Origin of the sequence: Streptomyces sp. NPDC006743 (genome assembly GCF_040703815.1) — a bacterium.
GTDB lineage: Bacteria > Actinomycetota > Actinomycetes > Streptomycetales > Streptomycetaceae > Streptomyces.
The window spans coordinates 21,511-44,741 of record NZ_JBEYJA010000006.1; the positions used below are offsets into that span (position 1 = coordinate 21,511).

The following is a 23,231-nucleotide window of genomic DNA, read 5'->3' on the forward strand; positions in this document are numbered from 1 at the left end:
GGTGCGCACCGTTACAGAAGAATGCGGTTCGGGACAGCGCCGTGACGCCTCTAAACTGACCCCGTGACCGAGAACGCTCAGCAGCAGCCACCAGCGCCCGACACCGAACTGCCGACCCAGTACGCGCCGGCCGACGTAGAGGGGCCGCTGTACGAGCGCTGGGTGGAGCGGGGTTACTTCGAGGCGGACGAGAAGAGCGACAAGCCGCCGTTCACCGTCGTCATCCCGCCGCCGAACGTCACGGGCAGCCTCCACCTGGGCCACGCCTTCGAGCACACGCTCATCGACGCCCTCACCCGCCGCAAGCGCATGCAGGGCTTCGAGACGCTGTGGCAGCCGGGCATGGACCACGCCGGCATCGCCACGCAGAACGTCGTCGAGCGCGAGCTGGCCAAGGAGGGCAAGTCCCGCCACGACCTGGGCCGCGAGGCGTTCGTCGAGCGCGTCTGGCAGTGGAAGGGCGAGTCCGGCGGGCAGATCTCCGGCCAGATGCGCCGCCTCGGCGACGGCGTCGCCTGGTCGCGCGAGCGCTTCACCATGGACGAGGGCCTGTCCCAGGCCGTCCAGACCATCTTCAAGCGGCTCTACGACGACGAGCTGATCTACCGCGCCGAGCGCATCATCAACTGGTGCCCGCGCTGCCTGACCGCGATCTCCGACATCGAGGTCGAGTACCAGGACGACGACGGCGAGCTGGTCTCGATGAAGTACGGCGAGGGGGACGACACCATCGTCGTCGCCACCACCCGTGCCGAGACGATGCTCGGTGACACGGCCGTCGCCGTCCACCCCGACGACGAGCGCTACAAGCACCTGGTCGGCAAGCTCGTCAAGCTGCCGCTGACCGGCCGCTCCATCCCCGTCGTCGCCGACGAGCACGTCGACCCGGAGTTCGGCACCGGCGCCGTCAAGGTCACCCCGGCCCACGACCCGAACGACTTCGAGATCGGCCGCCGCCACGACCTGCCCGCCATCACGGTCCTCGACGAGCACGCCGTCATCACCGCGCACGGCCCCTTCCAGGGCCTGGACCGCTTCGAGGCCCGCTCGGCCATCGTCGCCGCGCTGCGCGCCGACGGCCGGATCGTCGCCGAGAAGCGCCCCTACGTCCACTCCGTGGGCCACTGCTCGCGCTGCAAGACCACCGTCGAGCCGCGCCTGTCCATGCAGTGGTGGGTCAAGGTCGGCCCGCTCGCCGAGGCCGCCGGTGACGCGGTCCGCGAGGGCAAGGTCAAGATCCACCCGCAGGAGATGGAGAAGCGGTACTTCGACTGGGTCGACAACCTCCACGACTGGTGCATCTCGCGCCAGCTGTGGTGGGGCCACCGCATCCCGGTCTGGTACGGCCCGGACGGCGAGGTCGTCTGCGTCGGCCCCGACGACGAGGCCCCGACCGGCGAGGGCTGGCACCAGGACACCGACGTCCTGGACACCTGGTTCTCCTCCGGCCTGTGGCCCTTCTCCACCCTCGGCTGGCCCGAGCAGACGGAGTCGCTCGCGAAGTTCTACCCGAACTCCGTCCTGGTCACCGGCTATGACATCCTCTTCTTCTGGGTCGCCAGGATGATGATGTTCGGCCTGTACGCGATGGACGGCACCCCGCCGTTCCACACCATCGCCCTGCACGGCATGGTCCGCGACCAGTTCGGCAAGAAGATGTCGAAGTCCTTCGGCAACGCGGTCAACCCGCTGGACTGGATGGACAAGTACGGCTCCGACGCGCTGCGCTTCACCCTCGCGCGCGGCGCCAACCCCGGCGTCGACGTGCCGATCGGCGAGGACTGGGTCCAGGGCTCGCGCAACTTCGCCAACAAGATCTGGAACGCGACCCGCTTCGCGCTGATGAACGGCGCGACGGTGGACGGCCCGCTGCCCGACCCGTCGGCGATGTCCGCCACGGACCGCTGGATCCTCTCCCGCCTCAACTCCGTCGTCGCCGAAGTCGACGCGTTCTACGAGGACTTCCAGTTCGCCAAGCTGTCCGACGCGCTGTTCCACTTCGCGTGGGACGAGGTCTTCGACTGGTACGTCGAGCTGTCCAAGACCACCTTCCAGGCGGGCGGCGAGTCCGCCGAGGTCAGCAAGCGGGTCCTCGGCGAGGTCCTGGACGTCACGCTGCGCCTGCTGCACCCGGTCGTCCCGTTCGTCACGGAGACGCTGTGGACCACCCTCACCGGCGGTGAGTCGGTCGTCGTCGCCCAGTGGCCGGCCGACAGCGGCTTCCGGGACGCGGACGCCGAGCGGGAGATCGAGACGCTCCAGTCGGTCATCACCGAGGTCCGCCGCTTCCGCGCCGACCAGGGCCTCCAGCCGGGCCAGCGCGTCCCGGCCCGGCTGACCCTGGACGGCACGGCGCTCGCCCCGCACGAGGCCGCCATCCGCCAGCTCCTGCGGCTCCAGCCGGAGGGCGAGGCGTTCACCGCCACGGCCACCCTGCCGGTCGCCGGGGCGGAGGTCGCGCTGGACCTGTCCGGCACGATCGACGTGGCCGCCGAGCGCAAGCGGCTGGCCAAGGACCTGGCGGCGGCCGAGAAGGAGAAGGCCCAGGCGAACGGCAAGCTCGGCAACGAGGCGTTCCTCGCGAAGGCGCCCGACCACGTGGTCGACAAGATCCGTACGCGGCTGGCCAAGGCCGAGGAGGACATCGCCCGCATCACCGCCCAGCTGGAGCGGCTGCCGCAGGCGTGACGTCCGTACGCCGCTGAAGGCCCCGGGGACCGAGAAGGCTCCCGGGGCCTTCGGCGCTCCTTGGGGCCCGCGCGGAGCCGCGCGGGAGACCGCGACGCGCCCGCCGCCGCGCGGCCACCGCGCCCACCTCCGCGTCGGCACCCCCTTCTCGCCCCGCCCCCCCGCACCGACGCGGCCCGGACCGCCCCCGGCCGCCCCCGCACCACCACGGCTCCCCGCCCCGCCGTCCCGCGCCGACGCCGGCTCAGGCCGCCACCCCCCGCACCGGCGCCGCGTCCGGCCCGCCCGCTCCGTACACTGGCTCCGTGAGCGACCTCCCCCCGTACGACGACAGCGAGCAGCCCGATCCCGTGGACTCCTTCGACGAGATCATCGAGGCCGAGACGACCCGCGACCCCGATCTCGCGGTGATCGAGGCCGGCAGCCGCACCCTGCGCACCCAGGGCGGGCCGCCGAGCACCGACGTGCCCGCGCGGCCCGAGGACCCGGAGGTCGACAAGGCGCTGCGCGAGGTCGAGGCGGAGCTGGCGAGCCGCTGGGGCGAGACCAAGCTGGAGCCGTCGGTCAGCAGGATCGCCGCGCTGATGGACGTCCTGGGCGAGCCGCAGCGGTCGTACCCCTCGATCCACATCACCGGGACCAACGGCAAGACCTCCACCGCACGCATGATCGAGGCGCTGCTCGGCGCCTTCGAGCTGCGCACCGGCCGGTACACCTCCCCGCACGTGCAGTCGGTCACCGAGCGGATCAGCCTGGACGGCGCGCCGGTCTCCGCCGAGCGGTTCATCGAGACGTACCAGGACGTCAAGCCGTACGTGGAGATGGTCGACGCCGCGCAGGAGTACCGGCTCTCCTTCTTCGAGGTGCTGACCGGCATGGCGTACGCGGCCTTCGCGGACGCGCCGGTGGACGTCGCCGTCGTCGAGGTGGGCATGGGCGGCAGCTGGGACGCCACGAACGTCATCGACGGTGACGTCGCGGTGATCACCCCGATCGGCCTGGACCACACCGACCGGCTCGGGAACACCACGGGGGAGATCGCCGGCGAGAAGGCCGGGATCATCAAGCAGGGCGCCACCGTGATCATGGCGCAGCAGCCGGTGGACGCGGCGCAGGTGCTGCTGAAGAAGTCCGTGGAGGTCGACGCCACGGTGGCCCGTGAGGGGCTGGAGTTCGGTGTCGTGGCGCGGCAGGTGGCCGTGGGCGGGCAGCTCATGACGCTGCGCGGTCTGGGCGGCGAGTACCCGGAGGTCTACCTGCCGCTGCACGGTGCGCACCAGGCGCACAACGCGGCCGTGGCGCTCGCCGCCGTGGAGGCGTTCTTCGGGGTGGGCGCGCAGCGCGCGGAGCCGCTGGACGCGGAGACGGTCCGCAAGGCGTTCGCGTCGGTCAGTTCGCCGGGGCGGATGGAGGTCGTGCGGCGGTCGCCGACCGTGGTGCTGGACGCCGCGCACAATCCGGCGGGCGCGCGGGTCACGGCCGAGGCGGTGCAGGAGGCGTTCGACTTCAGCCGGCTGATCGGTGTGGTCGGGGCGAGCGGCGACAAGAACGTGCGCGGTCTGCTGGAGGCGTTCGAGCCGATCTTCGCGGAGGTCGTGGTCACGCAGAACTCCAGCCACCGCGCGATGGACGCCGACGAGCTGGCCGCGGTCGCCGTGGAGGTGTTCGGCGAGGAGCGGGTCCAGGTGGAGCCGCGGCTGCCGGACGCGCTGGAGGCGGCGATCACGCTCGCCGAGGAGGAGGGCGAGTTCTCCGGCGGCGGTGTGCTCGTCACCGGTTCCGTCATCACCGTCGGTGAGGCCCGACTGCTCCTCGGGAGGGGCTGACTTTCCGTGCGTACGCTGTGTTCCTCGACTCTGATCGGTGAGTTCTTCGTCATCGGCTTCGCCGCGCTGGTCGCGATGAAGGACCCGGACCTGTCCATGTCGACCGTGTGGACGGTCAGCGGCATCGCGATGGTGCTGTGCGTGCTGCTGTGCGGGATGCTGAACCGGCCCGGCGGGGTGGCGCTCGGCTGGGCGCTGCAGATCGCGCTGATCGCCTCCGGGTTCGTCGTGCCGGTGATGTACTTCCTGGGCGCGGTGTTCGCCGGGCTGTGGTGGGCGTCGGTGCACTTCGGCAGGAAGATCGACGTGGCGAAGGCGAGATTCGCCGCCCAGGCCGCCGAGGCCGAGGGCGCCGAGCCGGCCGGGGCCACGCCGGCCGCCGGGGCCGGCTCCGCCTCGGCTGACGCTGTGTGACGAAGACCTTGTAGGGTCGTGCCACCGCACATCTGTACAGCAGAAGGAGTCCACCGTGACCCAGCGCACCCTCGTCCTCCTCAAGCCCGACGCGGTCCGTCGCGGCCTGACCGGCGAGATCATCAGCCGTATCGAGCGCAAGGCCGGCTGGCAGATCACCGCGCTGGAGCTGCGCACCCTGGACCAGGACACGCTGGAGCAGCACTACGGCGAGCACAAGGGCAAGCCGTTCTACGAGCCGCTGGTGGCGTTCATGGCCTCCGGTCCGGTCGTGGCCATGATCGTCGAGGGTGAGCGGGTCATCGAGGGCGTGCGTGCCCTGGCCGGTCCCACCGACCCGATCGCCGCCGCGCCCGGCTCGATCCGCGGTGACTACGGCGTGATCGTGCGGGAGAACCTGATCCACGCCTCGGACTCCGAGGAGTCCGCCGAGCGCGAGGTGAAGATCTTCTTCCCCGGCCGCGGCTGAGCCCGGGGCGCCGGCCCGGGGGAGACCCCGGCACCGGCCCCCGCTCACCCTTTCTGACGTACCGTCAGTTCATCTGACCGCCTGACCTGGGCGGCCGTCCGCATCCGGCCGCCCACCGGCATACGCGGTGCCGATCGGGGGAACGCGTGCCCCCGATGGGCCGTCTCCACAAGCGAGGCGGTACGCCATCTGCTGACAATGGCGAAGACCCTCGCGCAGTGTTCGTGCAGGCGCGTTTACGATGGAAGCCTTCACGTCACAGCACCCACCTCGCCGTACCTGAAATGCCCTCAAAAGCTCTCAGGGAAGGCCAGACGAATCCTGATGGGGAACTCAATGTCGTTCATCGGCCGTGACATGGCTGTCGACCTCGGGACCGCCAACACGCTGGTGTACGTCAGGGGTCGCGGGATCGTACTCAACGAGCCGTCCGTCGTCGCGATCAACACGAACACCGGTGGCATCCTCGCGGTCGGCGCCGAGGCGAAGAAGATGATCGGGCGCACGCCCGGCAACATCGTCGCCGTGCGCCCGCTCAAGGACGGCGTCATCGCGGACTTCGAGATCACCGAGCGCATGCTCCGCTACTTCATCCTGAAGATCCACAAGCGGCGCTACCTGGCTCGTCCGCGGGTCGTGGTCTGCGTGCCCTCCGGCATCACCGGCGTCGAGCGCCGCGCCGTCATCGAGGCCTCCTCGCAGGCCGGCGCCCGCCAGGTGCACATCATCGAGGAGCCCATGGCCGCGGCCATCGGCTCCGGCCTGCCGGTCCACGAGGCCACGGGCAACATGGTGGTGGACATCGGCGGCGGCACCACGGAGGTCGCGGTCATCTCGCTCGGCGGCATCGTCACCGCCCAGTCCATCCGCGTCGCGGGCGACGAACTGGACAACGCGATCATCCAGCACGTCAAGAAGGAGTACAGCCTTCTGCTGGGCGAGCGCACGGCCGAGCAGATCAAGATCACGATCGGTTCCGCGTACGAACTCGACGCCGACGAGCACACCGAGATCCGCGGCCGGGACCTCGTCTCCGGCCTGCCCAAGACCGTCGTCATCTCGGCCGCCGAGGTCCGCAAGGCGATCGAGGAACCGGTCAACGCGATCGTCGACGCCGTCAAGACGACCCTCGACAAGTGCCCGCCGGAGCTGTCCGGCGACATCATGGACCGGGGCATCGTGCTGACCGGCGGCGGGGCGCTGCTGCGCGGCCTGGACGAGCGGCTGCGCCGGGAGACCGGCATGCCGATCCACATCGCCGAGGACCCGCTGGACAGCGTGGCGCTCGGCTCCGGCAAGTGCGTCGAGGAGTTCGAGGCGCTGCAGCAGGTCCTGGACGCCCAGCCGCGCCGATGACGCAGCTTTTCGATTCCGCCGTACGAGATGATCTCCTCTCGTACGGCGGATCGTTGATATAGAGGCATAAGCTCCCACAAACGGGCCCCTCGGGTGCGCGCTTCGCCACCGGCGTTCTCCAGGGGCCACCCGAATTCCTACGAGGAAGGGCACGGCCGCCGCACGTGAGGGACACGAAAGAGAGCCGGCTGCTCCTGGTGCTGCTGATCGCCGTAGCGTTCGCGCTGATCACGGTGGACATCCGCGGCGGGGAGAACTCCCCGGTGGACGGCGCCCGGCGCGCCGCCGCCACCGTCTTCGGCCCGATCGAGAACGGCGTGTCGGGGGCGGTGGACCCGGTCGGCAACGCGGTCTCCGCGGTCCGCGACTCCGGCGACCGCCACGACCGGCTCGCCGCGCTGGAGAAGGAGAACGCGGCGCTCAAGGCCAAGCTCGGCAGCGACGACCGCACCCGCAGCCGCCTGGGCCAGCTCGACAGGATGCTGAAGCTGGCCGGCCAGGGCCAGTACGGCATCAAGGGCGCCCAGGTCATCGCCATAGGAGCCGCGCAGGGCTTCTCCTGGACCATCACCATCGACGCCGGCTCGAACGACGGCATCCGCCGCGACATGACCGTCCTCAACGGCGACGGACTCGTCGGCCGCGTCACCACCGTCGGCCCCGACTCGGCGACCGTCCTGCTCGCCAACGACCCCGACTTCACCGTCGGCACCCGCATGGAGGGCAGCGACGAACTCGGCTTCGCCTCCGGCCAGGGCGACCGCCCGATGCGCGTCCAGCTCCTCAACGGCAAGGCGGGGGTGAAGAAGGGCGACCGGCTCATCACCTTCGGCTCGCAGTCCGACAAGCCGTTCGTGCCCGGCGTCCCGGTCGGTGTGGTCTCCCGCGTCGACCCCTCCGGCGGCGACCTGACCCGCACCGTCTACGTCACCCCGTACGTCGGCTTCAGCAAGCTCGACGTCGTCGGCGTCGTCGTCCAGGCCCCGAAGAAGGACCCGCGTGACACGGTCCTGCCGCCCAAGCCCAAGCCGACCCCGACGCCCACCGTCACCGTGACCGTCACCCCCTCCGCCGACGCGAACACCGCCGGCCGCTCCGGGGACGGCACCACGGGCCTGCCCGACACCGGCGGTACCGGTGAGCCCGACGCGCAGTCCACCGACGGCCAGCAGCAGTAGGAGCGAGAAAAGTCCCCATGCGTCTCAACCGGATCCTGCTCTCCACCGTGCTGGTCGTCGTCGCCCTGGTGATCCAGGTGAGCGTCCTGGCGCGGCTGCACCTGCCCGGTGCCGTCCCCGACCTGCTGCTGCTCACCGTGCTCGGCCTGGCCATGGTCTACGGCCACGTCGGCGGCTGCCTCGTCGGCTTCGGCGCCGGCCTCCTCGCCGACCTCGCCCCGCCCGCCGACCACGCCGCCGGGCGCTACGCCCTCGTGCTGTGCGTCATCGGCTACCTCGCCGGACTCATCAAGCCCGAGACCGGCCAGGTCAGGTCGGCCACCGGCCCGATGGCCGTGGTGGTCGCCGCCGCCATCGGCTCCACCCTGCTGTACGCCGGGGTCGGCGCCCTCGTCGGCGACACCGCCGCCCGCCACGTCGGCCTGCCCGGCCTGCTCATCAGCGCCGCCGTCTACGACCTGCTGCTCGCGCCGTTCGTGGTCCCCGGCATCATGGCGCTGGCCCGGCGCGCCGAGAACGACCCGCTCGCCGAGGCCGGTTCGGCCAAGAAGTCCGACATCTCCTCGGGCTGGCTCTCCTCCGGCACCGGACTGCGCATCGGCGGCCAGCGCGGCGCGCTCGGCGGTCTGAAGACGAAGGCCCGCACCCGCACCGCCCGGGTGGGCCGCATCAAGGGGGTCAAGCGCCTGTGACAGCACGGCGGTTGAACGGCGGCGGGTCCCACGCCCGCGCCGGCCACGACGCGTCCGCACACTGAGAGGGGGAGGCAGCACCAGTGACCAACATTCCCGAGACCGGCCGGACCCCACGGGTCCAGACCCGGCTCGTCGTCATCCAGATCCTCGTCCTCTCCCTGCTCGGCACCCTCGGCGGCCGGCTGTGGTACCTCCAGATCCGCGAGGGCGCCCACTACCAGAAGGAGGCGTCCGGCAACCACGTCCAGCAGGTCGTCCAGCCCGCCACGCGCGGCTCCATCCTGGACGCCCGCGGCGTGCCGCTCGCCGACAACGAGACCCGCCTGGTGGTCTCCGCCTCCCGCACCGACCTGCTCAAGCAGAAGGACGACGGCAAGGCGGTCCTCACCAAGCTCGCCGGCGTCCTCGGCATGGACCCGCAGGAGATCCAGCAGAAGGTCCGGCTGTGCGACGCCAAGACCCCGCAGCCCTGCTGGAACGGTTCGCCCTACCAGCCCATCCCGCTCACCGACGAGGCCACGCCCAAGCAGGCCCTGCAGATCCGCGAGCGCGCCGAGGACTTCCCCGGCATCACCGCCGAGCCCGAGGCGGTGCGCCGCTACGCGGGCCCCGGCAAGTCCAACACCGCGCAGGTCCTCGGCTACCTCTCGCCCGTCACCGACGACGAGATCCAGCGGGCCAAGGACACCTCCTCGCCCTATCTGCGCTCCGACATGGTCGGCCGCTCCGGCCTGGAGCGGCAGTACGACAAGGAGCTGCGCGGCAAGGCCGGCGTCACCCGCTACGAGGTCGACAACCTCGGCCGGGTCATCGGCAAGGCCAAGTCGGACGCGGCCGAGCCCGGTTCGAACCTGGTCACCAGCATCGACGCGCGCGTCCAGCGGGTCTCCGAGTACGAGCTGGACAAGGCCATGAAGGCCGCCCGCCGGCAGTACGACAGCATCACCGGCACCAACTACAAGGCCGATTCCGGCGCCGTCGTCGTCATGGAGGCCAAGACCGGCCGGGTCGTCGCCATGGCGTCCGCGCCGACGTACGACCCCAACGTCTGGGTCGGCGGCATCTCCGCCAAGGACTACGCCAAGCTCACCGGGAAGAACTCCGACTACCCGCTGCTGAACCGCGCCATACAGGGTCAGTCCGCGCCCGGCTCGACCTTCAAGGTGGTCTCCACGGCCGCCGCGGTGCAGGCCGGCTACGACTTCAACGGCGCCTACCCGTGCACCAGCTCGTACTCGGTCGGCGGCCAGACCTTCAAGAACTTCGAGGGCGAGAACTTCGGGAACATCACCCTCGGCCGCGCCCTCGAGGTCTCCTGCGACACCGTCTTCTACGGCCTCGCGGACAGCGAGTGGAAGAAGGACGGCGGGATCAACCCGAAGAAGGGCAAGCCCAAGGACTGGTTCTTCAAGACCGCCCACCAGTTCGGCCTCGGCAAGGAGACCGGCATCGACCTGCCCAACGAGGTCACCGGCCGCGTCCCCGACCGCCAGTGGAAGCAGCGCTACTGGGAGGCCAACAAGGACGCCTGGTGCAAGTCCGGCAAGAAGAACGGCACCTACGTCGAGAAGATCGCCTACGAGAACTGCCTCGAAGGCAACAAGATGCGCGAGGGTGACGAGATCAACTACTCCATCGGCCAGGGCGACACCCTGCTCACCCCGATCCAGGAGGCCGTGATCTACGGCGCGATCTCCAACGGCGGCACCATGTACACCCCGACCATCGGCAAGGCCGTCATCAGCCCCGACGGCAAGCACGTCACCGAGATCAAGCCCCAGGCGCACGGCAGGCTGCCCATCACCAAGGCCACCCGCGACATGATGGACCAGGCGCTCGCCGGCGTCGCCACGCGCGGTACCGCCGCGTGGAAGTTCAACGGCTGGCCGCAGGACAAGATCCCGCTGCACGCCAAGACCGGTACCGCCGAGGTCTACGGCAAGCAGACCACGTCCTGGCTCGCCACCTACACCAAGGACTACACGGTCATCATGACCATCGCCCAGGCCGGTACCGGCTCCGGCGCCTCCGGTGAGGCCGTGCGCAACATCTACAGCGCCCTGTACGGCGTGCAGGCCGACGGCTCCGTCGACAACCGCAAGGCCCTGCTGCCCACCCCGCAGACGAGCCTGCCGAAGATCCAGCCCGACGGCACCATCCCCGCCCCGAAGATCCCCGGCGACCCGGCCAAGGACCAGGAGAAGATCGCCAAGCAGGTCGCCGAGCAGGGCTCCACCACCGCCCCCGACGGCCAGCAGACACCGGCGACCACCAACACCTCCACGGGCAACCGTGACACCCGCAGGCGCCCGCGCCGCCGGGGAAGCAGGGGAAGCCGGAGGACCGGCGCATGACCGGCGCGAACAACTTCTCCGTCCCCGGCTACGGGCCCCAGCGGGCCGGCTGGACCCGGCTCCTCGCCCGTGACTCGGTGATCCGCCGCCTGGACTGGCCGATACTGCTGTCGGCGCTCGCGCTCTCCGGCATCGGCACCGCCCTGGTCTTCTCGGCCACCCGCAACCGCACCGAGATCAACCAGGGCGACCCGTACTACTTCCTGATCCGCAACCTGCTCAACACCGGCATCGGGTTCGCCCTGATGATCGGCACGGTCTGGCTGGGCCACCGCACGCTGCGCAGCGCGGTCCCGATCCTCTACGGCGCCTCGCTCTTCGGCATCCTGCTGGTGCTCACCCCGCTCGGCGCCACGATCAACGGCAGCCGCAACTGGATCGTGCTCGGCGGCGGCTTCTCCATCCAGCCCTCGGAGTTCGTGAAGATCACGATCATCCTGGGGATGGCGATGATGCTGGCCGCGCGGGTGGACGCGGGCGACAAGGAGTACCCCGACCACCGCACCGTCCTGCAGTCCCTGGGCCTGGCCGCCGTGCCGATCCTGATCGTGCTGCTCATGCCCGACCTCGGCACGGTCCTGGTCCTGGTGGCCATCATCCTGGGCGTGCTGCTCGCCTCCGGCGCCTCCAACCGCTGGGTGTTCGGCCTGCTCGCCACCGGCGCGGTCGGCTGCATCGCCATCTGGCAGCTGCACATCCTCGACGAGTACCAGATCAACCGGTTCGCGGCCTTCGCCAACCCCAGCCTCGACCCGTCCGGCGTCGGCTACAACACCAACCAGGCCCGTATCGCCATCGGCTCCGGCGGCCTCACCGGCGCGGGCCTCTTCCACGGCTCGCAGACCACCGGCCAGTTCGTCCCCGAACAGCAGACCGACTTCGTCTTCACGGTCGCGGGGGAGGAGCTGGGCTTCGCCGGCGCGGGCCTGATCATCGTGCTGCTCGGCGTCGTCCTGTGGCGCGCCTGCCGCATCGCCCGCGAGACCACCGAGCTGTACGGCACCGTCGTCGCCGCCGGGATCGTCGCCTGGTTCGCCTTCCAGGCCTTCGAGAACATCGGCATGACGCTCGGCATCATGCCGGTCACCGGCCTGCCCCTGCCGTTCGTCTCCTACGGCGGCTCGTCCATGTTCGCGGTATGGGTGGCGGTGGGCCTGCTGCAGTCGATCAGGGTGCAGCGGCCCATGTCGGCGTAGCGCACGGACACCGGACCCGGCCCGGCGCCGGCCCCGTCGCGGGCCGCCGCCGGGCCGGCCCGTACCGCGGCCGGGCGCCGGGCCGGGTCCGTACCGCGGCCGTTCGGGGCAGTCCCTCGGCCGGGTTAGGCTTGAGGGTCCCCCTGTCAGCTCACGAAGGTTCCCCGCGATGACCGTCGAGTCGGTTTTCCCGCAGCTCGAAGCCTTGCTCCCGCATGTGCAGAAGCCGATCCAGTACGTGGGCGGCGAGCTCAACTCCACCGTCAAGAGCTGGGACGAGTGCGACGTCCGGTGGGCGCTCATGTACCCGGACGCCTACGAGGTCGGCCTGCCCAACCAGGGCGTCATGATCCTCTACGAGGTGCTCAACGAGCGGGAGGGCGTCCTCGCCGAGCGCACCTACAGCGTGTGGCCCGACCTGGAGGCGCTGATGCGGGAGCACGGCGTCCCGCAGTTCACGGTGGACAGCCACCGCCCGGTGAAGGCCTTCGACGTGTTCGGCCTGTCCTTCTCCACGGAGCTGGGCTACACCAACATGCTCACGGCCCTGGACCTGGCCGGCATTCCCCTGGAGGCCAAGGACCGCACGGTCGACGACCCGATCGTCATGGCCGGCGGCCACGCCGCCTTCAACCCCGAGCCGATCGCCGACTTCATCGACTGCGCGGTCATCGGCGACGGAGAGCAGGCGGTCCTGGAGGTCACCGAGATCGTCCGCGCCTGGAAGGCCGAGGGCCGCCCCGGCGGCCGTGAGGAACTCCTCTTCCGCCTGGCCAAGACCGGCGGGGTGTACGTCCCCGGCTTCTACGACGTCGAGTACCTCCCCGACGGCCGTATCGCCCGCGTCGTCCCCAACAGGTCCGGCGTGCCGTGGCGCGTGTCCAAGCACACCGTGATGGACCTGGACGAGTGGCCCTACCCCAAGCAGCCCCTCGTCCCGCTCGCGGAGACCGTCCACGAGCGGATGTCGGTGGAGATCTTCCGCGGCTGCACGCGCGGCTGCCGCTTCTGCCAGGCCGGCATGATCACCCGTCCGGTGCGCGAGCGCTCCATCACCGGCATCGGCGACATGGTCGAGCAGGGCCTGAAGGCGACCGGCTTCGAGGAGGTCGGCCTGCTGTCGCTCTCCTCCGCGGACCACAGCGAGATCGGTGACATCGCCAAGGGCCTCGCCGACCGCTACGAGGACGACAAGATCGGTCTCTCGCTGCCCTCCACCCGCGTCGACGCCTTCAACGTGGACCTGGCCAACGAGCTGACCCGCAACGGCCGCCGCTCGGGCCTGACCTTCGCCCCCGAGGGCGGCTCGGAGCGGATGCGCAAGGTCATCAACAAGATGGTCTCCGAGGACGACCTGATCCGCACCGTCGCCACCGCCTACGGCAACGGCTGGCGCCAGGTCAAGCTGTACTTCATGTGCGGCCTGCCCACCGAGACCGACGACGACGTCCTGCAGATCGCCGACATGGCCACCCGCGTCATCGCCAAGGGCCGCGAGGTCTCCGGCTCGGGCGACATCCGCTGCACGGTCTCCATCGGCGGTTTCGTCCCCAAGCCGCACACCCCCTTCCAGTGGGCCCCGCAGCTGTCGGCCGAGGAGACCGACGCCCGCCTGGCCAAGCTGCGCGACAAGATCCGCGGCGACAAGAAGTACGGCCGCTCCATCGGCTTCCGCTACCACGACGGCAAGCCCGGCATCGTCGAGGGCCTGCTCTCCCGCGGCGACCGCCGCATCGGCGCGGTGATCCGCGCGGTCTACGAGGACGGCGGCCGCTTCGACGGCTGGCGCGAGCACTTCTCCTACGACCGCTGGATGGCCTGCGCGGACAAGGCGCTCGCCCCCTTCGGCGTCGACGTCGACTGGTACACCACCCGTGAGCGCTCCTACGAGGAGGTCCTGCCCTGGGACCACCTGGACTCCGGTCTGGACAAGGACTGGCTCTGGGAGGACTGGCAGGACGCCCTCGACGAGACGGAGGTCGAGGACTGCCGGTGGACGCCGTGCTTCGACTGCGGGGTGTGCCCGGCGATGGACACGTCCATCCAGATCGGCCCGACGGGCCGGAAACTGCTGCCGCTGAGCGTGAAGCAGCCGGCGGGGAGCGGGCACACGCACTGATCAGGGGCGGCCGGGAGCGGCCCGAGAGGCGCACGCCGCTCCCGGCTCCCCGGCGGGCTGAGGGCATTGTCTCTGCGGCCGAGTGGGTCCAGGTGACGAGAGGCGTCCGGACGAGGGTCCCGGACGCCTCTCGGCCGTTGAGGCCGCTTCTTTTCCCCCAGGCGGAAGTGAAACGGGCGGTGGACTGTGGCTCGGGGGGAACTGACTGGGCTGACCGGCAACCGAGACGGCGAGCGCACCACAACGACTGACGCCCACGTCGCCGCACGGGATACGCGGGCTTGTGACGGGTGTGCACGTCGTTTGCGCGGGTGGTGCTGGCCGCGTGATCGGCGTGGTCTCGGTAACGGTGCCGATAGCCGCGGCCTGATGCCTCTGGGGCATGTTCCTCCGCGCTTCAGGTCGTGGAGGATCGGCCTGCCCTTGTGGGGCATGCGCGGGGGGTGCGGCGCGGGGCGGGCCCACCGAGCTTGGTCGGCCGCCACGGGTTGGCTTCGCGTCAATTCCTGCGTGGTGAGGCGCCTGAGTACCGGTACTCAGGCGCCTTGGTGCAGGACGCCAATACAGTCACGGTAGTTGGCTTGCAGGCCACGGGATGTGTCTGAGGAGGCCATGTGCCCACGGGGGACAGCAGCTCATGGGCGTCGGGGGCTTTCGACGCGGTGAAGGACGCCGCAGGTGCCGCTCAGGACCTGATGACGGAGCTGACGTCGTTCACGAAGTTCCAAAAGCGCATCGACCAGCTCGTCCAAGACCTCAAGCAGTCGCCGGCCAGCGCGCATCAGGTGGGCATGGACCAGCCGACCCGGGCCAGCTACGGCGGCGGGGCAGGGGTGTGGCATCCGGCTGACAGGCTGCACACCGCGCACGCCACTGTGGTCGAGTCGCTGGAGGAGCTGTCCAGGCTGGTCTCTGACTCGATCGAGGGCATGGGGCTCGCGGTGCTCGCCTCGCACCAGGGATACGAGAACGTGGATGCGGATGTCCGTGACCGGCTCAACGCCATCCACGCGGAGGCGAAGAAGAACTTCGGCGCTGAGTACACGCCTGATCTGCCCCACCAGGCGGGCGAGCACAGTGGCGGGCCGGGCGGTCGGAAGTCCTCAGCGGAGGCGCCGGACGCCGAGACTGCGGGTGGCATCTGATGGGCGCCGATCCGTTCGAGGACATGTCCCATGAGGAGATGCTGGCGTGGCTCGATGAGGCGAACGCCAATGACCTGCAGGCTGGGGCGGACAAGTTCCTCGCGGCTGCCAAGGAGATCGAGAAGATCGCCGGTGAACTCAAGACCCGTCCGCAGTATGTGGAGTGGAAGGGACAGGGCGCCGACTCCTTCCGCACGTGGAGTGGAGACTTCGCCAACGCCACGCTGCGGGTCGCGGACTACGCCAACGATTCGGGCATGTACCTGTCGCACGCCGCGGACGCGATCGCCCGTGCGAAGGCGTCGGTACCCCGTGACGACGGTGGGGCCCAGGCGAACATCGATGCGGCGAAGGCGGCGCCACACGACCCTGATTCGGCGGGCATCCTGGCGATGGCGACCGCGCAGAAGGAGCAGGTGCGCCAGCAGACCGCGGACGAGATGACGAAGCTGGGGCAGGCGTACCAGCAGTCGGCGGAACAGATCGCGGCGCTGGGGGAGCCGGCGATCCCGCCGCCACCGGCCGCGATCGTACCGAAGGGCTCCAAGAGCATCGGATCTGGCAAGGACACGGCCTTCCCGGGGACCGCTACTGGGTCGGCTCCGTCTGATGCGGTGTCCAGCGCAGGAGTCACAGGCGATGCCGGCATTGCGTCCGAGGGGACGCCGGACCATGCGCCGCAGGGCACAGTGACGGGTCATGCTGGTGGGGTGTCTGCAGGCGGCACTCTGCACGCGGATCCCGCCAGTGTTCCGCACACAGGGATCGATTCGACGGCGATTCTCCCCACCACGCACACGCCGACCGCGACAAGTGTTGCGCCGCTTCCCACGCACAGCCCGGCCACGTCCGGCCCGAGCACGCCAAGCGTGCCGGTGCCGCCGATGACCGGCCCGGCGACGGGACGCACCGGTACGCTCTCGGGGGCGAAGCTGCCTTCCCGTCCGTCGCAGCCCCCTGGACAAGGCCGCACCATCGGTACCACCCGTCCGCCCACACCGGGGCAGGGAACCGCACGCCCTCGGACGGGCATGCCCGGCTTTGAGGACGGACGTACCGCTCCTGGCGCCGGTCACGCGACCGCATCGGCGCAGTACGGACGCACTCCGGGCGCTCGGGGGATCGTGGGCGGCCGCCCCTCGCAGCCGCCCACGGGCAGGGCGATGCCGTATCGGGGCATCGTCGTCGGTGGCGAACCCGAGGGACAGGCCACCATGGGGCGCAGCATGTCCGGCGGCCGAGCGGAAGGCCGCAGCATGACCGGCTCGACGCCAGGGGGATGTCCCGGATCTGTGCCCCGCCCTGGCACCGGAAGAGGCGTCGTGGGCAACGAAGGCTTCGCAGGGGCAGCAACGCCCCGTGGACAGACGCCTGCGGGCAGCACTGCCGCTCCCGGGCGGGGTGTCATGGGGGCTCCTCCCGCCCAGCGCACGGCCCGTACAGCTTCCGGTGAGCGTGCCGTCCCGGGCACGGCGGCATCGCGTGACGGGATCGCGGGCGGCCTCCGCACTCCGCAGCGTGACGGCAAGAAGCGCCGCAACAAGGAACGCCGCGATCAGCGTCCCGGATTCGTCGCCGAGGACGAGGAGACCTGGTTGCCCGACAGGCGCCGTATCGTGCCTCCCACTGTCGACTGACCGTCTCGCAGGGAACGGACCGCTTCACATGCCCAGCTTCATCGCCCGCCGCGCGGCACTCACCACCGCTGCAGGAATGCTGCTCGTGGGCGCGGCAGCGCTGCCCGCCCATGCCGAGTCGGTGCGCGGCCAGCAGTGGTTCCTGGACGCGATGAAGGCCGAGCAGATGTGGAAGACCAGCACGGGCCAGGGCATCACCGTCGCGGTCCTCGACACCGGGGTGAACGCGGACCATCCCGACCTGGCGGGCCGGATCCTGCCTGGCAAGGACATGGCCGGCACCGAACGTGGTGACGAGCACACCGACTACGAAGGCCACGGCACCAGCATGGCCGGCTTCATCGCTGCTACCGGAGCACGTGCCGGCGGGCACGGGGCGTTCGGTCTCGCACCCGGGACCAAGATCCTCCCCGTCCGCCTGCCACGTGTCGAGAAGCTCGATCCGGCCGTGGCGGACAAGGAGTTCGCCACGGCGATGGCCACGGGAATCCGGTACGCCACCGACCACGGTGCGAAGGTCATCAACATCTCCCAGGCGTCCACCGTCGGCGGAACGGAGCTGACCAGTGCGGTGAAGTATGCACTGGACAAGGGAGCCTTGGTCTTCGCCGGTGTCGGCAACGCCGGAGACAAGGGCAACCCGGTGATGTACCCGGCGGCGACTCCGGGCGCTGTCGGTGTTGCGGCCATCGGGAAGAACCTCAAGAAGACGGCCGAGTCCGAGTTCGGGCCGCAGGTCGACATGGCCGCCCCGGGCGAGGACATGGTCGAGGCCTGCGGAGGCAGAACCGGTCTGTGCACGTCACACGGCACCAGTGATGCCACGGCGATGGCGTCGGCGAGCGCCGCTCTGATCTGGTCCGCTCACCCGACCTGGACGAACAACCAGGTCTTGCGGGTCATGCTGAACACCATCGGCGCCCCGGTGGACGGCTCGAAGCGTACGGACTCGATCGGCTACGGCATCGTTCGCCCCCGCATCGCCCTGACCGACCCGGGCAACCCGGGCCCGGCCGATCAGTACCCGCTGCCGGACTTTCCGGTGAGGGCGTCCGCAGCGCCGTCGGTGTCGCCGTCGACCGGGTACGGGGACAGCAAGGAGCACCAAGCCGCCGGAGCCAGGAATGACTCGTCTTCGAGCACGGGGACCTGGGTGGCTGCCGGTGCAGGTGCCGTGATCGTCGCCGGCGCGGCCGCGGGTTTCGCTGCGATGCGGCGCCGGAAGCGCACGGCTGGAACCGGACAGGTCGCACCTTCACCGGCGCCCTACGGACCTTCGCCGTCATACGGCCCGACCAGCAGGAATCCGCAGGACCAGCACCGGCCGTATTGAGCCATGGCCCGGCCTGGCCCGCGTGTCGGTGTCGGCGTGGCGGTCTAGGTCCAGATACTCAGGCTCGGATTTGAGTGATCGCGCGGACGCACTGTACAGCCGGCAACTCCTAGCGTGGGCACCAACGATGGGAAACGGGAACTGCGGGCTGAGCCGAGGAGCTACCCAGTAGGAGACCGGGTAGCGGGGAGGGAAACGCCCATGGCATGGGACGAGTGGGAACAGCTCAAGGCAGACGCTGCTGCGCGAGGCGGGCCGGAAAAGGTCCACCTTGACCGCGTCGCTGACCCCGGCGGCGGGAGTGTCACGAGCAGCGTCACCAAGGGACTTAAGTCCACCAAGGCCGCCTGGAACAAGGCGGGCGAAGGGGTGGGCGGGCTGCGCGACGAGATCGGCAAGGCTCTGACCAAGCTGTCCGATGGCCAGAAGGGCCTTGGTGACTCTGCGGGATGTCTGACCGTCGGCGCGCAGCAAGAGGTGTACGGCTCCTGGGCTCGCTACGTGAAGTCCGTGAACGAGCGGTGTGGTGGCGTCAAAGAGGTTCTTCAGCAGGTCGGGCATGACCTGCTCCTCACGGACGAGGGCGTCCGGGCGGCGTTCGGTAACGTCGACCTCAAGTACGCCGATACGCCCGCCCTCGGCAGCGACGGCTCGGGACGGTGATGGACGGAAATGGACCTCGCCACACTCAAGAACCTCAACCCGTCCGAGTTCGAGCAGGCAGCTGACGGCTACCGCGAGACCAGCGACATGGCCGGCGCGGCCAAGGACGAGATCGACAACGTGATCATCGCCGGAATGAACAAGTCGCTGCACGGCGAGGCGCTGAAGGCCGCGATCGGGGAGTTGAAGAAGCTGTCGGCCAACTTCCACTACACCCAGATCGAGTGCAGCCTGGCCAGCGTGGCGCTCAACGGGTTCGCCTACGACATGGACTCCGCGCGCAAAAAGCTGCTGTCCGCGCTGGACGATGCGGAGGCGAAGAAGTTCACCGTCAACCCGGACGGCAGCGTCACCTACCCCGCCGGCCCGTCCGCAGGTGATGACAAGGAACCATCCCAGGGCGGATCGATCAGTGGCGCCACCGATCCGACAGCCCAGGCAGTGGAACGCCAGTCTGCGAACTTCGATCCCAACCCGCATCACGCCGAGGCCCAGGTCATCGCGGACCGTATCACCGCGGCCCTGAAGGAGGCGACGGAGGCGGATGGCAAATGGGCACCGAAGCTCCGAGCGTTGAAGGCCGATGACGACCTCACCGTCTCCGACCGCGACTGGAGAGACGCTCACTCTGACGCACAAGGAGTGACCAAGGCCGCCGGCGACTACCTCGACAGCATCAAGCCTCCGCCCGACCACGGAACTCCCCAGCAGAACGCCGACTGGTGGAAGGGCCTCACCCTCGAGGAACGAGAGGCCTACATTTCCACGTACCCCGACCTCGTGGGCAAGTTGGACGGTCTGCCCGCCGAGACCCGAGACGAGGCAAACCGGACCGTGCTCGACGAACAACAGGCTGCATACCAGGCCAGGTTGAACAGCATCCCGGAACCACCCGAAGACGAATGGAAGTGGATCAGCTCGGGCGGATACGCGTCCAAGGTCCACACCACCGAATGGATCGAGTGGAACTCCAAGTACGGTGACGAGTACCGCCACCTCAAGTCATCCCTCAAGGGCATGGAGGCGATCCAGAACCGGATCGACGGCACGGGGAAGGAAGGGCTGCCGCCGGCGTACGTCCTCGGCTTCAGTGCGGAGGGCAACGGCCGCGCGATTATCGCCACCGGCAACCCGGACACGGCGCAGAACCAGGCGGTCTTCGTGCCAGGCACGACTTCCAACCTGGGCGGGATCGGTGGCAACATCGACCACATGACCGAACTGTGGCGCCAGACGAACGAGGCGGCACCGGGTTCCTCGGTCTCGACCATCACCTGGCTCGGCTACGACGCCCCGCAGGACATCGTCAAGGACTCCCCGTTCGAGCACTACGCCTACGACGGAGCCCCTGCCTACCGGCAGTTCATGGACGGACTCGATGTGTCGCACACCGGCCCCGGTGAGCCACACCGAACTGCCATTGGCCACTCGTACGGCACCACACTCATCGGAGCTGCCGCCCAGACCGGCCACCTCAGCGCCAATGACGTGATCCTCGCCGGAAGTCCTGGCGTCAAGGTCGGCTCGGCGGACGAGATGGACGCACCGCATGGGCACGTGTGGAACGAGGAAGCCCCAGGCGACCTTGTGCCCGACATCGGTCGGTGGGGCCACGGCGGTACCGAGTGGAAAGTCGGTGGCGGCACGTTCATCATCCCCAGCGACCCCAACTTCGGCGCGAACCAGATGAACACGCAACCCGAGGGCAGCGGACCCGCAGGCACAGTCGGCTCGCATGGGCACAGCGAATACTGGAACCACGGCACTACTTCGCTGAAGAACCAGGCGCTGGTCGTCGTCGGCAAGTACGGCTACGTCACCGCACCGCAGTGACCCCCGCTCCGATCACATCGTGAAACGCCGCCCTCTCTGACCCCTCGAAGAGCACATTAGGAAGGTCATGCTCCACGTACTACCTCCTACTTCCAGGCGTCGCCTGGGCGGTGCCTCTCTGGCGCTCGCGCTGACCGGACTTCTCCTTAGCGGATGCGGTATGACTGACAACAGCGGCACCAACTCCCCCAGCGCCAAGCCCAATAAGTCCGAGACGTCGAGTGGTGGGCTTCCCGCTGCGGGGACCTCCAGCACCGACGATGCGGTGGCCACCGTGAAGGACGTCTCCAGCCAGATCTACGACTTCACCGGCGTTCCCGGCAAGGCATCCGAGCCTGGGCCCGGTGTCAAGCAGTGCGAGGGCAAGGATCCGAAGACCCACTTCGTGGTCTACCACCCCTGGAACTTCGCTCCGACGAAGGCTGAGGAACTCGACACCGCCATGGAGAACCTCAAGAAGAAGCTCAATACGGGTGGCTGGGTCATCAAAGACGTCTACCACGACAACAGCCCCAACAAGGCACTCAACCTGATCGCGGACAACGACTCGAAGAAGGTCAGCGTATGGATCGTCGAGTACTCCAAAGACGCGACGCCGAGTCTGGGTATCAACGTCACGTCGGGTTGCTACCAGGTGCCTGACGGTCAGACGGTCGATCATTTCTGACTGGGATTTGCGGTGAAGCGCGCCCACTTCTAGCCGGACTGGATGGGCGTAAAGGGAAAGGTTACTGATCCCAGCGTCGCGGTCAATATTTGTGACGCCGTCGACCCGGACATGAAGGAGTACTACTCGATCCATCACCCGTGGTCCGTCTACGACCTGAAATCGGGGGACCTTCCAGGAGGTCATGGACAGCCTCCGCAGAGAACTTCCAGCGCAAGGCTGGAAAATCACCAAGGACGGTGAGACGAAGTCGATCGCCCGCAACCCGGAAATCGTCGCCGTCAACGAGAAGACGCATCATGCTGCCACGATCGAGTGGGCGAATGAGCGCTCAGGGAACCTGAGCAGATCATCACCGTAGATGTGAATTCACGGTGCTATCGGGCGCCGAAGGGTACGAACATCTCTGACGAGGGGTAGTGCTGCTCCTCGCACGTCGCCAGTTCGTGGGGTCGGGCGAAGGCTCTGGGCCGGCGTGGCCGTGGCTGGCCTCGTTGTGTCCCTGCTCGCGGGAGGATGTGCCGGCGACCTCGGCCGCGAGCCGGCCACCCGCTCCGTCGGCAAGGCCCGCTGATCTTCTTCGACACTGCCAGGCAGCCATGTCGCGGCCGGCTGCCTCCGGCCTCTCCGGCCACCACCTGCTGCAGGGCGCGGTCGCCTGTTCCTGACCTCCTGGCCACGCGCCGCGCCGCTGCGCGCTGCTCTTGCCCGAGGGGAACCTCAGCGGTTCGGTGCACGTATTCTTGATAAGGAAGGACCGCTCTCACGAAGGACTGAACGACACTGGGCAAGCGACAGCCCGAAGGCCCGCCGCCCGCACCCGCGGTGCAGCGCATCCGACTGCGCTACACCAAGCGCGGCCGCCTCCGGTTCACCAGCCACCGTGACTTCCAGCGCGCCTTCGAGCGTGCGCTGCGCCGCGCCGAGGTGCCGATGGCGTACTCGGCGGGGTTCACCCCGCACCCCAAGGTGTCCTACGCCAATGCCGCACCCACCGGCACGGGCAGTGAGGCGGAGTACCTGGAGATCGCGCTCACCGCGTCCCGCGACCCGGAGCGGCTGCGCGGCCTCCTCGACGAGTCGATGCCCGCCGGGCTGGACATCGTCGAGGCGGTCGAGGCCCGCACGCCGGGGCTCGCCGACCGGCTGACGGCTTCCGTGTGGGAGCTGCGGCTGGACGGCGTGGACCCCGCCGAGGCGGACCGCGCGGTCGCCGCCTTCAACGGCGCCGGGAGCGTCGAGGTCCAGCGCATGACAAAGAACGGCACGCGCACCTTCGACGCCCGTCCCGCGGTCGTGAGCCTGGAGAGCGTCGAAACGCACGGTTCGGCGGCTGATAGGCCGACCGACCAGCCCTGTGCGATACTGCGGCTGGTTGTTCGGCACGTGACGCCTGCCGTACGACCCGACGACGTCCTGTCCGGTCTCCGCGCCGTGGCCGACCTGGCGCCGCCGGTCCCCGCAGCGGTGACCAGGCTGGCGCAGGGGCTGCTCGATGAAGAGACCGGCACGGTGACCGACCCGCTCGCGCCCGACCGCGAGGCAGACCCGGCCGCCCCGGCCGCTTCATCAGGGGCCGCCGACGCTGCCGCCGCGAAGGCGCCTGCTTAGGGAAGGTTCCGTAGGGACGGACGTCGAAGCGCCGCCCTCGTACTCGG

At 69.4% G+C, this 23,231-nt stretch carries 18 protein-coding genes; all 18 read left to right on the forward strand.

The window, feature by feature from the left end; all coding sequences use genetic code 11:
- The first annotated feature begins 63 nt into the window (after positions 1-63).
- The 18 genes from ABZ719_RS07440 (at position 64) to ABZ719_RS07525 (ending at position 23,184) form a co-directional block, all read left to right on the forward strand.
- Positions 64-2,688 (forward strand): valine--tRNA ligase, encoded by a 2,625-nt coding sequence (locus ABZ719_RS07440; protein WP_366724260.1) that lies wholly within the window; start codon positions 64-66, stop codon positions 2,686-2,688.
- A 305-nt stretch (positions 2,689-2,993) separates the two neighbouring features.
- Positions 2,994-4,514 (forward strand): folylpolyglutamate synthase/dihydrofolate synthase family protein, encoded by a 1,521-nt coding sequence (locus tag ABZ719_RS07445; protein WP_366724261.1) that lies wholly within the window; start codon positions 2,994-2,996, stop codon positions 4,512-4,514.
- Positions 4,515-4,520: 6 nt separating this feature from the next.
- On the forward strand, positions 4,521-4,928 hold the full coding sequence (locus tag ABZ719_RS07450) for a DUF4233 domain-containing protein (RefSeq protein WP_366724262.1): 408 nt from the start codon (positions 4,521-4,523) through the stop codon (positions 4,926-4,928).
- Positions 4,929-4,983: 55 nt separating this feature from the next.
- Positions 4,984-5,397: a nucleoside-diphosphate kinase gene (gene ndk, locus ABZ719_RS07455; RefSeq protein ID WP_037854465.1), complete on the forward strand. Its 414-nt coding sequence runs from the start codon at positions 4,984-4,986 to the stop codon at positions 5,395-5,397.
- 336 nt (positions 5,398-5,733) lie between these two features.
- A complete protein-coding gene (locus ABZ719_RS07460) occupies positions 5,734-6,753 on the forward strand; it encodes a rod shape-determining protein (protein WP_037854464.1) in 1,020 nt (339 codons plus the stop codon).
- A 164-nt stretch (positions 6,754-6,917) separates the two neighbouring features.
- Entirely contained in the window at positions 6,918-7,931 is a 1,014-nt protein-coding gene (gene mreC / locus ABZ719_RS07465; protein ID WP_366724263.1) for a rod shape-determining protein MreC, read from the forward strand.
- Between the two features lie 17 nt (positions 7,932-7,948).
- Entirely contained in the window at positions 7,949-8,623 is a 675-nt protein-coding gene (mreD, locus tag ABZ719_RS07470; protein ID WP_366724264.1) for a rod shape-determining protein MreD, read from the forward strand.
- An 83-nt stretch (positions 8,624-8,706) separates the two neighbouring features.
- Entirely contained in the window at positions 8,707-10,980 is a 2,274-nt protein-coding gene (mrdA, locus tag ABZ719_RS07475; protein ID WP_366724265.1) for a penicillin-binding protein 2, read from the forward strand.
- Positions 10,977-12,176 (forward strand): rod shape-determining protein RodA, encoded by a 1,200-nt coding sequence (gene rodA / locus ABZ719_RS07480; RefSeq protein ID WP_366724266.1) that lies wholly within the window; start codon positions 10,977-10,979, stop codon positions 12,174-12,176. Before mrdA ends, rodA begins: the two co-directional genes overlap by 4 nt.
- 169 nt (positions 12,177-12,345) lie before the next feature.
- Positions 12,346-14,295 carry a TIGR03960 family B12-binding radical SAM protein gene (locus ABZ719_RS07485; RefSeq protein WP_366724267.1) on the forward strand — a complete coding sequence of 650 codons (1,950 nt, stop codon included), beginning with the start codon at positions 12,346-12,348 and terminating at the stop codon, positions 14,293-14,295.
- Between the two features lie 614 nt (positions 14,296-14,909).
- Complete coding sequence (locus ABZ719_RS07490) at positions 14,910-15,440, forward strand: hypothetical protein (RefSeq protein ID WP_366724268.1); 531 nt, start codon at positions 14,910-14,912, stop codon at positions 15,438-15,440.
- Positions 15,440-17,077 (forward strand): hypothetical protein, encoded by a 1,638-nt coding sequence (locus ABZ719_RS07495; protein WP_366724269.1) that lies wholly within the window; start codon positions 15,440-15,442, stop codon positions 17,075-17,077. Before ABZ719_RS07490 ends, ABZ719_RS07495 begins: the two co-directional genes overlap by 1 nt.
- Positions 17,078-17,105: 28 nt before the next feature.
- Positions 17,106-18,410 (forward strand): type VII secretion-associated serine protease mycosin, encoded by a 1,305-nt coding sequence (gene mycP, locus ABZ719_RS07500; RefSeq protein WP_366724270.1) that lies wholly within the window; start codon positions 17,106-17,108, stop codon positions 18,408-18,410.
- A gap of 201 nt (positions 18,411-18,611) precedes the next feature.
- On the forward strand, positions 18,612-19,073 hold the full coding sequence (locus ABZ719_RS07505; protein WP_366724271.1) for a hypothetical protein: 462 nt from the start codon (positions 18,612-18,614) through the stop codon (positions 19,071-19,073).
- Between the two features lie 9 nt (positions 19,074-19,082).
- Positions 19,083-20,906 carry an alpha/beta hydrolase gene (locus ABZ719_RS07510; protein WP_366724272.1) on the forward strand — a complete coding sequence of 608 codons (1,824 nt, stop codon included), beginning with the start codon at positions 19,083-19,085 and terminating at the stop codon, positions 20,904-20,906.
- 160 nt (positions 20,907-21,066) lie between these two features.
- Positions 21,067-21,573, forward strand: a complete 507-nt coding sequence (locus tag ABZ719_RS07515; protein ID WP_366724273.1) for a hypothetical protein — start codon at positions 21,067-21,069, stop codon at positions 21,571-21,573.
- A 184-nt stretch (positions 21,574-21,757) separates the two neighbouring features.
- Complete coding sequence (locus ABZ719_RS07520) at positions 21,758-21,934, forward strand: hypothetical protein (RefSeq protein WP_366724274.1); 177 nt, start codon at positions 21,758-21,760, stop codon at positions 21,932-21,934.
- 464 nt (positions 21,935-22,398) lie between these two features.
- On the forward strand, positions 22,399-23,184 hold the full coding sequence (locus ABZ719_RS07525) for a TIGR03936 family radical SAM-associated protein (RefSeq protein WP_037854444.1): 786 nt from the start codon (positions 22,399-22,401) through the stop codon (positions 23,182-23,184).
- Positions 23,185-23,231 lie beyond the last annotated feature (47 nt).